Annotated in this window: 9 protein-coding genes; 4 read left to right on the forward strand and 5 right to left on the reverse strand. The window is 46.5% G+C overall.

Going from position 1 to position 11,470, the window contains the following annotated elements; genetic code table 11:
* Positions 1-271: 271 nt before the first annotated feature.
* From RMO79_RS22550 to RMO79_RS22570, 5 genes are all read right to left on the reverse strand, one after another.
* The gene (locus RMO79_RS22550; protein ID WP_310485508.1) at positions 272-3,577 is read right to left on the reverse strand and encodes a methyl-accepting chemotaxis protein; all 3,306 of its coding nucleotides are present in this window, start codon (positions 3,575-3,577) and stop codon (positions 272-274) included.
* 74 nt (positions 3,578-3,651) lie between these two features.
* On the reverse strand, positions 3,652-4,158 hold the full coding sequence (locus RMO79_RS22555) for a chemotaxis protein CheW (RefSeq protein ID WP_310485509.1): 507 nt from the start codon (positions 4,156-4,158) through the stop codon (positions 3,652-3,654).
* 371 nt (positions 4,159-4,529) lie between these two features.
* Positions 4,530-4,892: a response regulator gene (locus tag RMO79_RS22560; RefSeq protein ID WP_310485510.1), complete on the reverse strand. Its 363-nt coding sequence runs from the start codon at positions 4,890-4,892 to the stop codon at positions 4,530-4,532.
* A 312-nt stretch (positions 4,893-5,204) separates the two neighbouring features.
* Positions 5,205-6,467, reverse strand: coding sequence for a response regulator (locus RMO79_RS22565; RefSeq protein WP_310485511.1), 1,263 nt, complete (start codon positions 6,465-6,467; stop codon positions 5,205-5,207).
* A gap of 16 nt (positions 6,468-6,483) precedes the next feature.
* The gene (locus tag RMO79_RS22570; RefSeq protein WP_310485512.1) at positions 6,484-6,615 is read right to left on the reverse strand and encodes a hypothetical protein; all 132 of its coding nucleotides are present in this window, start codon (positions 6,613-6,615) and stop codon (positions 6,484-6,486) included.
* A gap of 238 nt (positions 6,616-6,853) precedes the next feature.
* On the opposite strand from RMO79_RS22570, the gene RMO79_RS22575 reads away from it, so the two are divergent.
* The 4 genes from RMO79_RS22575 to RMO79_RS22590 all read left to right on the forward strand — a co-directional run bounded on the left by RMO79_RS22575 (position 6,854) and on the right by RMO79_RS22590 (position 11,173).
* Positions 6,854-7,090, forward strand: coding sequence for a hypothetical protein (locus tag RMO79_RS22575; RefSeq protein WP_310485513.1), 237 nt, complete (start codon positions 6,854-6,856; stop codon positions 7,088-7,090).
* Positions 7,091-7,247: 157 nt separating this feature from the next.
* Positions 7,248-7,805: a chemotaxis protein CheW gene (locus tag RMO79_RS22580; protein WP_310485514.1), complete on the forward strand. Its 558-nt coding sequence runs from the start codon at positions 7,248-7,250 to the stop codon at positions 7,803-7,805.
* A 224-nt stretch (positions 7,806-8,029) separates the two neighbouring features.
* The gene (locus RMO79_RS22585) at positions 8,030-9,424 is read left to right on the forward strand and encodes a caspase family protein (protein WP_310485515.1); all 1,395 of its coding nucleotides are present in this window, start codon (positions 8,030-8,032) and stop codon (positions 9,422-9,424) included.
* Positions 9,425-9,742: 318 nt separating this feature from the next.
* Complete coding sequence (locus tag RMO79_RS22590) at positions 9,743-11,173, forward strand: proton extrusion protein PcxA (RefSeq protein WP_310485516.1); 1,431 nt, start codon at positions 9,743-9,745, stop codon at positions 11,171-11,173.
* Positions 11,174-11,470: the final 297 nt, after the last annotated feature.

Below are 11,470 nucleotides of genomic sequence, written 5' to 3' on the forward strand. Positions count from 1 at the left end.
ATTTGGTGTTTGTTTTTTTGTTATCGATCTTATTTAATCATCTAGGGGATTGGGTATAGGGGATTGGGGATAGGGTTAGAGGGATAGGGTTAGAGGGTAAAGGGTAAAGGGTAAAGGGTAAAGGGTAAAGGGTAAAGGGTAAAGAGTAAAGAGTAAAGGTTTTTGGACGCAAGCGTCCTTTTATCCCCTATCCCCTACTCCCTATCCCCTACTCCCTATCCCCTACTTCCTATTCCCAACTCCCTATTCCCAATCCCCTATACCCAATCCCCTAATTACGATCGGCATTAACTTTAAACTTACCGACTGAAGCTTGGAGTGCTTGAGCGATCGTTACCGTTTGTTGGAGCGAGGTAGATACTTGTTTGGAAGAGTCGGAAGTCTGTTCGGAAATCAGGGCGACTGCTGCCATATCTACTTTTACAGCTTGGGAAGTTTCTACCTGATCGATTGTCGCGGTGGAAATCGATTGCAAGAAGGCATCCATTTGATTGGATAAGGCAATAATCTGTTTCAAACTGGTTTTGGTTTGTTCGACAGATTGGGTACCTTCGACTACTTGAGCGGTACTGAGTTCCATTGCCTGAGCCACCGCGCTGGTTTCGCGCTGAATGGTTTCGACAATTTTTTCGATTTCTTTGGTAGCTGCGGCAGATTGCGCGGCGAGTTCTCCGACTTCTTCGGCGACAACTGCGAAACCGCGTCCTTCTTCACCCGCCCGCGCCGCCTCGATACTAGCGTTAATTGCCAGGAGGTTGGTTTGGAGGGCGATTTGGTCGATCAATCCGGTTACTTTAGAAATCTGTTGCGAAGATTCACCCAGGCGTTTTACTTTCTTAGCAGTTTCCGAGATGGTTTCGCGCAGTTGCACGATACTGGCAACAGTTCGATCCATTGCTTGTCCGCCAACTTCGGCGGTGGAGGCGGCAGATGTCGCTACAGAGGCGGCTAAACGTGCGTCTGTAGCCACCGATTGAATCGATATGGTAACTTTTTCGATTTTGGTCAAAGTCTGCTGAATTCGGTCGGCTTGCTTGGTTGCTGCATCGGTTAGCAATCTTACTTCCGATTCGTTTTCGCCGATCGAACCGTTTACTTGTCCCGCAGCTTCTTTTACAGTCGTTACAATGTCGCGCAGACTTTCGATAATCGAGTTGAAGAAGTCACCGACGATCGCAATTTCCCCGTCGCTGATTTCCGATCGGACTGTTAAGTCACCTTCAGACGCGCCTTCAATTTCCATCAACAGGCGGAGCAGTTCTTTTTGACGGCTTTCGTTCTCTTTCTTAGAGGTGTCGGCACGTTGGCTGGCTGCTTCGGCTTCGTATTGACTCCGCTCGCTAGCCGCAAAACCGCCCAAACAAGAAGCGATCGGTTTGGCAAAGTCAATCAGGTACTCGGTTTCCCACTCTTCCCAGTTATGAGTCTCCTTGCAATGGTGAGCCACTAGCAGCCCTAACACGGTAGTACCCTGAAGAATCGGCACCACGAGATTAGATTTAATTTGCAGTCTGGTAAATAATTGCTTGTGTTCGGGATGATAATCGCTACCCATCGTATCGTTAGTGGCGATCGTCCGCCCCTGAGCATAGTCATCCATCAAGGCTTGGGGGATACAAGCATCTTCGATCCGCTCGTCTAAAGCCTTCATAAACCCAGGCATCACCGATTCACCAACGACATGACCGCCTTTAGATGGGAAAAAGCGATAGACTACGACTCGATCGGCTTTAAGTTTGGTACGGCTTTCTTCGAGAATTACGCCTAATGGTGCCGCCATTTCTTGCGCGGTTTGAGCGCGAGAGATACTGGCAAACATTTGCTCGCGTACTGCTTTATCGCGCTGTTTGATGGCTTCGAGTTGTCCGCGCTCGGAGATGACGAAACCACTGAGCGAGATCCCAATTTGTTCGGCAAATTTAGTCAGATAGATACTCTCCCACTCTTGCCAAGCATGAGCCTGTCGGCAGTGGTGGGCAATTAGTAGCCCCAATAAGTTACCATTTTGGACGATCGGCACGATCAGATTAGATTTGATATTGAGACGGCTCAATAAGGCTTTGTGATCGGGATGATAGTTGCCATCGGTAACGCTATCGTTAGCAATGACTCGCCCTTGAGCGTAAGCCGCCAGCATTCCAGCAGGAATACAAGGATCGTTCACTTGTTCGGCGATCGCACTACTGCCACCATCGCTAAAAGATTCCCCCGCGATATAGCCGCGATTGTCTGCCATAAACCGATATACCACCATTCGATCGGCTTTGAGAATTTCCCTAGCCTCTACTAGCACCTGCGATAGGGGCGCGACGAGATCTTCTCCTGTCCGCGCACGCGAAATTTCAGCGTATAATTCCGTCCGTCTGGTTTGTTCCGATTGCTCGTAGAGTAGTCCTTTAATTTGACTCCCCATCAGGTTGATGTTGGTACCCAATTGACCGATTTCATCTTCACCTACCACCTCAACCCGGCTGTTAAAGTCACCTTGACCGATTTTTTCGACCGCTTTAGCAGCATCTTCGATCGGTTTGGTGGTGCGATCGGCAATTAAGGTCGATAATGCGACGGTAAATAAAGCCGTCAACCCCGCCCCTGCCAAAATTGTCAGCAGCAATCCGCTCAAGGTACTGTAGGCAACATCTTCATCGATGACTGAGATCGCCGTCCAGGGTAATTGCGCCATGCCTTCGATTTTTTCAAGGTCGGCTGTTGTCATCAGTTCGGCGTGATCGCCGTGGTCGTTAGCATTACCAGATTTTTCGCCGACTTTCGCTTGGTGCTTGACTAGCACTCCTGTTTTGCGAGCGGTCGCCATATCCGGATCTTCTGCCTTGTTGCTATACTCACCATTTGAGCTAATAAAAATTTTACCAGTGTTCCGATCGAGAATATGGAAATCTTCATCTTTGCCTTGAAAGCTTTTCAATGGTTCGATCAAGTTTTCAACAGGAGTTCTGGTGCGAATTACCCCAACGATCTGGCCAGTTGCTAAATCTTTAATTGGTGCGACAAAATGAACTGACAATTTGCCACTACTTTTAGAGAAATCAGGATCGGAAATAAATGTCTTACCTGTTTTGAGAACTGCTTGAAAATATGGACGATTGAGGTGATTCGCAACCGGAGCACCCTTACTTTGGGCGATCGTATTACCTTTGAGATCGAAAATAGCAATACTATCGTATACGTTATAACTGGCAACGTATTGGTTTAAGAGTTGATTTTTAGATTCTACAGAAGTAATTGCTGACACTTTAGCATCGGCAAAAATTGGCTGCGATGCCAGAACTTCTACATCACCATTCCGCTCGAAGATAAAGCGATTGAATTTATCAGCGATCGCTTTGGCACGACTTTTTTGAGCTTGAGCCGTCTGCTCGACGAGCGCGTTATTGATTTGAGTGTAGCTAAAACCCCCAATTAACGCGATCGGTACCAATCCTAGCGCGATCGATAGTAACGTTACTTTAGTTTTAATGCTTAATTTATTCCACTTCGATGTTTTCCTAGCAGAATTCATGGCTAATTGCGAACCCTCGTTACTGTTAAATTGAGTTAAGTCGGTAGGTTGATTCATGGTTGAATGTGGTAATTTAATATAATCGATCGGTTAGCGATCTGTTAATAACTGTAAAATCTTGGTTAGTGCGGTTAATAACTAACAGCCAATCCTTCTAACACTTTGGTATTAATAATTGCCTCCGGTGCTAATACCAACACCAATTCTTTTTCTTGGAGAATCCAGCCTTGAAGATAGGGCGTAAACGCTGGATTGAAACTACCGATCGGCGATTCAATTCGCTCTCGCTCGAACCGAGTGACACCTTGAATCGATCGCACTGCTACCGCTAGGGGGGTTTGCCAAACCTTGAGCAAAGCGATATCATAGCTGTGCAGATGTCTATCGATCGGTTCTAAGCCCAGAATTTCTGGCAGATCTACCAGCCACAATAAGTTACTCCGCCGATTGAATAACCCCATTACTGGCGATGGCAAATTAGGAATTACCGAAATCCGCCCAGCAGGTAACACGATTGCTTCTTGGGTTTGCAGCATCGGTACTACTGCATATGTCTGTTCGTCGAGCTTGAGCCGCAGATACATGTCGCCACTGGTGCGGCTCGATCGTCGATTTGGTAATGGGGTATTTACACTCATATTCACGGGTAGATCGGGGCAGAGTTCGGAGATGGGAGATGGGGGAGTGTGGGATAAATTGATGTTAGAGAGATTGGGCTTCGTTTGAGATCTGAATCCCCCAACCCCCTTTCCAAGGCAGGGCTGATTCATCCCCTTTGGGAATGAATTTTTCAATATCTAAAGCAATCGATTTTCAGATGAATGTGGCTATTTCTTAGTATGAAATTACCATTTATTCGATTGAAATTAATTGCTTTTAATCTTGACAACCTAAGCCTGAGAAGGAATGAATCAGCCCTGCTTTCCAAGGGGGCTTTTAAAGTCCCCCTTGGAAAGGGGGATTTAGGGGGATTCAGATCTACGCACTCCCACAACTAAACGCGCAAAACCTAATTAGAAACAGACTTAACCGCATCGATAATATCGGCTTGCGAATAAGGTTTGGTGACATAAACATCCACACCTTGCTTCTTACCCCACAGCTTATCGAGATCTTGACTGCGAGACGTACAGGCAATCACCGGGATATTTTCAGTATCGGGATTTTTTTTCAAAGTCCGACAAAATTCAAAACCATTCATCCCTTCCATCACCACATCGGTAATCACGATATCGGGCTTTTCTTTAGTAACCATACTCAAGCCATCTTTGGCATTATCAGCCGAAACAACTTGATAACCATTATCTTTAAGATAAAGAGTCATTAATTGCATTTCTGAGGGGGTATCCTCAACAACTAAAATCTTAACCATTTGGGTAACTTCTCCTGAATATACGACTTAACTATTAATGTAATAATGCGAGATTTATAACTATTTTCATGCTAATGAAATTTGCCGATCGTGTCAGTGTGAATTTAAAATGGTAGATGTTTTACCCAGTCTAGACCCAGGAGTTTCAGCAAGATAGTCGATCTTTAGTTGACAGCATCTAAATAGAGATAAATTGCCAACTTTCAACTGTCTTGAAAAGGTGCTTCAATTGGGCTTCACCTTTGGTTATTTTCCCCGTCAAAAGAGGTGAGGCAAGACAGGGGCAAACCCCAAGAACGCACTTTTCGCTAGTTAACGATCTTCCATTAAATGTCTCGATACCATTTCAATTAATCCAGCTTGAGTAAAAGGTTTAGTCATGTAGTCAGTCGAGCCAGCCATTTTCGCTTTAGCCCGATCGATAATGCCCGTATTTCCCGTTACCATCACAATCGGCGTTTTCTTAAATGCTGGGTGTTTTCGCAACATCGAACATAGCTTGTAACCATCGATCGTCGGCATTCCGACATCTAATAAGATAATGTCAGGATTGATCCGGATAATTTTCATCAATGCAGTTCCCGAATCGACAATCGGAAACACCTTGAAACTATCGCCATCTAAAAAGCGATTGATTTCCCGTAAAATTGTCGGGCTATCATCGACGCAAGCAATTTTGTAAGTAGTGACATCGGTAAGATCTTCACTCGGTTGCGAGCCACCAGCTTTATCCGATACCGCATTGAGGGTTTCGGTAATGGTTTGGGTTTTCTCGCTAAAGCGATCGTTATCGACTCCACTGCCATAAAGCTTGTGCAATCGATCGAATGGCGGTTGTGGCGGACGCAAGCCCACGATCCGGTTATTAATCAACCGATGCAAGTTATTGGCAACCGTCAGTTCTTCTTGCTTGAGCAGCAAAGATAATTGACGGAAGCTAAAGCCAATCAAAATTTTGCTTAACTTTGTCTTGACATCTGGCGTTAATAATGGATGCTCGACATTCATCAGATAAGGACGTTGATAAGGCGAGAGAATGGCTGGCTGTAATGCCTGCCAAGCTTGTAACTCTGTTTGACACTCTTTAGTAACAAACAAGAAATTACCACTCCACCAAATTGGAAACGCCGTATCCCGCGATACTAGCTCGCTCGTACCACTGGTAATTAGCAAATAAGATTGCAAGACTTCTTTGGTGACACTTTTAACCAGGGTTCCCGCAGTTTGCTCGGTAATATGCCCTTGGGCGATCAACCAGCGAATTGCCTGATAGTCGAGACTGGGATAAGTCGCCTCTAAGTTAGCTTCCTTTAACTGTTCCCGCAGCTCGGTATATACCTGATTGGCTAAAACCACCGGGCTGAGTCGGCGCAGATGTTGTTCTAATCGCTCGACTGGTTCGAGGGAATGATTGGCATAAAATAATTTACCTTCATGAAAGTACAGCAACCAAGTAATCTCATTGGCAACAATCCGCAAACAACCTTTAGCCTGGGAAGTAGCTAACTGTTCTAGTAACTTGATGGGGTTTAGTGTTCTTTCTGTTTCAGCAACGCTGCTAGAACCCTGATTCATGGCTCGAACTCATAGCTTAGTGGACTCGAATTGTGCAAAGGCAAGGAAATATCAATATCGATGTGCGATCGTCATGTTGGCTGGCTCCTGAAGTTAGGTATTGCCACAGTCGATCGCCACAGCGAAGATTGACATCAGTGCATGTCATTCTTATGTTTCCCCACAGAGATCCCAAAAGCGACATTTGCTAAATAGTTACCAAAAAAATCTATTTGACTCAATTTTGAGAAGTTTCCGGATGGCTTGGGTAAATAGGTGTAAAAACTAAAATAGCAAAAGCTAACAGAATGGCTGTGACGATCGTCTCTTCAACGGAGCCTTTTCCCTCACAAATCGACAACTTTTGCCAACCGATGTAATAACTTGCACTTACCCAGGAGATGTAGATGAGCCGACTTGATGTCCTTTGCCCGATCGATCGATACTGGGGTGAATTTACACCTGCAAATCTGGTGTTTAATGCCAATCTTCAAGAATTCTCGCACCAAGTTAGCCTAATTGTCGCCCTAGAAACAGGCGGAAAACTCTCCCCCCAAGCCGCCTACGAACAAATCGAAGCATTACGCACGATTCTGTCTCGCTCTAAGCAGCAGTTAGGCATCGAGCAGATCGATCTTAATTAGGAGCGGGGAGACTGGGGGACTAGGGGACGGGGAGACGGGGAGACACAAGTGTCTGAGTAGTCTAACCACTATTCCCTATTCCCTATTCCCTATTCCCTAGTGTCAACTTTCCCCCTCAAAAGTGGAACTATAAAGAAAGTTGACAGAGTAGGCATTTATGGCAATTTATTCTCCATTGAGATCGCGGCGATTGGCGGCACAGAAAACCGAAGCCACCCAACGCTTAATTACATTCAGACTGCGTGCGGAAACTTTTGCACTCTCACTCGATCTCGTCCGTAAAGTTACCACGCTCGATGCTCCAGGCGAACGGCTCGGTCAGAGATTATACGGAGATCCCAACCAGACGGGAGTGAGTCTGACAACTTATCAAGGTCGAGAACTGGTAGTTATCGATGTCGGACAACGGATTTTTGGTAAGAGCGAGTCAGCATTATTACCCACTCCAGACAAAGGTACGGCGGCTGTCGAACTTCCCGCTACTGAGGTGAGATATTTATTAATTCTCCAGCCCGAACCAGAACGATTAATCGGACTGCCGATCGATTCGCCGCCGAGTATCCAATCGATTCAGCTTTCGGCATTTAAACCCCTGCCAGATATCTATCGCCAACAGAGTAAGATTCACTGTGTCAGCGCACTGTCGATCGATTTACCCGATCGACCCTCGATATTTTTATTAGATGTTGCCGCACTAGCCGAGCCGATTTCCTAGATAAATTCCGATCGCCAGTTTCTAGATGCCGATTGTTGCGGTAATATTAACATAGCACTACTGTGAGTGTGAAACATTCCTAGAATTATCAAAACTCGCGTGACGCGCTAGCCGATCGTGAAGCTAGCAACTCAAGCTCTGAGTGTAACTGCCTTGATGTCAAACAAGATCGAATATTTACCCTTAGTCCACACCAACTTAGTCTACTAATTATCGAACTTGAAATGGCAAACCAGGCATGTATTTCGATCGGGATTAACCAGTATCAATTTTTACCTACTCTGAGCTATGCAACGGCTGATGCTACGGCGATCGAAGAGTTTTTTGTAGATGCAGCAGGCTGGAATCAGCAACAATGTCTGCTCTTAACCGATACCTCTGCGGAAACGGGCAATAAATCTACTTATCCCACCCGTGAAAATATCAACCGCTGGTTGAAACAATTGTCTTGGGAAACCCTCCATCACGGCGATTTATTGTGGTTCTTTTTTAGCGGCTGCGGCGTGAGTTTTGGCAATGAAGATTATCTGGTGCCGATCGATGGCAAAGTCGAAGACATTGCCAATACTTGCATTTCAATCCGCCAATTGTACCAACAGTTTCGCGATATTGGGGTGAATGCTTTAGTCTTCCTCGATGCCAATCGATCTCAGCACCTCTCCGTCGGTGGCGGGATCGGTCAAGCAACCGCCAAGTTCGCTCAAGATTATCAGGTACCCACTTTCCTATCCTGTCAAAGTCATGAATTTTCCCATGAAGATGCAGGCTTGGGGCATGGATTATTTACCACAGCCTTACTCGAAACTCTCAACTATCACCCCGATCTCAATTTAGAGACGATCGATACCTATCTGACAACTCGCTTGGCAGAGCTGAGCGAACATCACTGGAAGCCGCTCCAAACACCAATTTCGCTCATCCCGACTGGCGTATCAGAATATCGTCCGGTCTTTTCGGCAACAACTCAATCATCGATTTCCTCAGCAACAGTACCCGAAGTCGTCTATTCACCCCCCACTACACCGCGATTGAGCGTAGAAGATACCTACGCTCCTTATATACCCCCAACCCCAACGATCCTCCCCGTCGCACCCGAACAAATTGGGACGGGCGCAATTATTAGAAAACTTCAGCCTCAACCCCGCCCCAGCGGTTTGCCCGATTGGGTGAAAGTCAGCGCGCTGATGGGGACAATTTTGGCTGCTGGGTTGGGCATTTATATGTTTAATACCCAACCGCCAGCCGAAACAACAGATCGATCTATTATCAAACCCATCCCTGGCGAGGTAAATAGTACCATCCCAGCACCGATCGCCTATGTTCAGAGCGAGCAAACGGGGCTACAGCAAGCACGGCTATTTGTCAAGCCAGGAGATGCAACATCTCGCTATCAGGCAATCTTAGCCGCACGGAAGATCCCCGTAACGACACCAGCAGCCACCACCGAAATCCAGCAATCGATCGAATTGTGGTCGGAAGAAATTTATCAAATCGCCCAAGGCTACGCCGATAAACAACTTTGGCAACTCGCGATCGATACTGCCAGAATGGTGCCTAAAGACGCACCCAACTACAGCACCGCTCAAGGTGCGATGGTTGAGTGGAAAAATAAATTGTAAGGGGATCGGGAATAGGGGATCGGGAAATAGTGTGACAGAAATATCAAACAATGTTGAGGTAACCTAGCAGCCATCGCTGGGTCGCCTCATTTTTCTGGGCGTTTTTATTCTAAAATAAATGAACGCAGCTTCAATTTACCCGCACTGGATTGTGTGTGCCTAAACTTGCGCGTCGTCTTAGTGACGATCTCCCATTGGCTGTTACCGATCGAAATAGATAGTCCAACGTACTGCCATTTTAAAGTAGCCGCAGAATGATGTTAATGGCTGCGATCGCGCATACAAATCTGGAGGCTTAACCGCACAGCGAAATCCCTGATGGAGAATAAATTCAGTCAATACTGGCGCAAAGCAAATCAGTGGTTTGCTCGTACTGCCGATCGCGCCCTGGATGAAGCATACAAAGCAGCTTTAAAAATTAAAGCGATCGAAGACGAACATTTTGGCGGCGAGAACATCGAAACTTTCGCAGCAGACGATCGCAACCAAGTCGCCACCTATTTTAAAAACGATCTCAATAAATACTTAGGCATCGCCCGGATGCGACTCGCAGAATTTCAAACCAGCCGGACGATAACGGGCAATAATTATCCTCAACCGCCAGACAGCCAACAATTTGACGGACCGGGATCGATCGATATTAATTCATATACCCCCGATATCGAATATGAGGCGCGTATCCTCGAAAAACTCAGCTTTATCGACGAACTGTTAGCTCGATACGCCGATAGTAATATCCAGCCCAAATATACTCTCCGCCGATCGAACTTAGGACAACGCGCGATCGATGCGATCGCCCCACCCGACGTAGATGGATTTACACCGATCGGCGATCGATCCCCAATCGTCAACAGCACCGTACCCAATCGCCGCAGCAATCCACTCGATCGTCGCCAGCCCAATCTTATGTCCAATCGACCCGATCTCGATGCCTCTCGTGCCAACGACAACATCAATAAAAAAGCCATCATCGATCCGTCCCTAATCGCGACCTTTCGCCGCATTCAGCAAGATCTCAACCCCAAAGCCGAAACTCAGGTCATCGCTAATTACCGCTTCAGTCAGGGTAAAACCAGAACCTCCTTACGATTTATCCTGATGATGATTTTGGTGCCCCTTCTCGTTCAATACATTTCTAAAATAGTCGTCGTCGGCCCGGCGATCGATCTATATCGTAGCTACCGACCGACTGAGGTCTTTCTTAATGTCAATCTTCAAAAAGAAGCATTTGAAGAACTGGATCTATTTGAAAAGCAACTCAGATTTCAGCAGATAGTCAGACTAAATCCCAAACTCACCAGCGAGCAAATGGAGGCGCAAGTCAGAACCAAAGCCGAAGCAATTAAGGTTAATTTTTACCGTCAAAGTGCCGAAGCCGTCAAAAACTGGTTTGCCGATATTTTATCGATTTTCACTTTTGCCTGGTTGATTACCAATAGCCAGCAACAGATTAGAATTCTCAAATCCTTCATCGACGATCTGATCTCTGGACTCAGCGACACTGCTAAAGCCTTTATCATTATTCTACTAACCGACACCTTCGTCGGCTTTCACTCACCTCACGGCTGGGAAATTATCCTCGAAGGTACCGCCAAACATTTGGGTATTGCCGAAAACCGCGAGTTCAACTCACTATTCATCGCCACCTTCCCCGTCCTCATCGATACCCTCTTCAAATACTGGATCTTCCGCTACCTCACCGGACAATCCCCATCCTCCGTCGCCACCTACAAATCCATGAACGAGTAAAAAAGAGAGTTAACTAGATTTTTCGACTTGTGTATACACGGTAGCCTCGGAGCAGGGTGGATTAATTGTCAGGGAATAAAATCCACAACCCTCTTGCTTCGTTCGCACCCGCCCGCAGATAAATCGCGGGCTAACGAGAAAAGTCCACTCAAGTGGACTAAAAGAGTTCCCTCTCTCGATCGACAATTAATCCCCCCTGCAAAATCCCCTCCTCTGCGAAGGCAGACGCTACGCGAACGGAGGGGTGCCCGTAGGGCTACTGGTCGGGTCACCCGCCCAGTGGGGTGGGTAGATCTC

It is taken from the genome of Chamaesiphon sp. VAR_48_metabat_403 (assembly GCF_031422475.1).
Classification (GTDB): Bacteria; Cyanobacteriota; Cyanobacteriia; order Cyanobacteriales; family Chamaesiphonaceae; genus Chamaesiphon.

Coding starts and splice junctions, on each gene's coding strand:
- RMO79_RS22550 (WP_310485508.1), bottom strand. CDS start 3,577: ATGAATCAACCTACCGACTTAACTCAATTTAACAGTAACGAGGGTTCG.
- RMO79_RS22555 (WP_310485509.1), bottom strand. CDS start 4,158: ATGAGTGTAAATACCCCATTACCAAATCGACGATCGAGCCGCACCAGT.
- RMO79_RS22560 (WP_310485510.1), bottom strand. CDS start 4,892: ATGGTTAAGATTTTAGTTGTTGAGGATACCCCCTCAGAAATGCAATTA.
- RMO79_RS22565 (WP_310485511.1), bottom strand. CDS start 6,467: ATGAATCAGGGTTCTAGCAGCGTTGCTGAAACAGAAAGAACACTAAAC.
- RMO79_RS22570 (WP_310485512.1), bottom strand. CDS start 6,615: ATGACATGCACTGATGTCAATCTTCGCTGTGGCGATCGACTGTGGCAA.
- RMO79_RS22575 (WP_310485513.1), top strand. CDS start 6,854: ATGAGCCGACTTGATGTCCTTTGCCCGATCGATCGATACTGGGGTGAA.
- RMO79_RS22580 (WP_310485514.1), top strand. CDS start 7,248: ATGGCAATTTATTCTCCATTGAGATCGCGGCGATTGGCGGCACAGAAA.
- RMO79_RS22585 (WP_310485515.1), top strand. CDS start 8,030: ATGGCAAACCAGGCATGTATTTCGATCGGGATTAACCAGTATCAATTT.
- RMO79_RS22590 (WP_310485516.1), top strand. CDS start 9,743: ATGGAGAATAAATTCAGTCAATACTGGCGCAAAGCAAATCAGTGGTTT.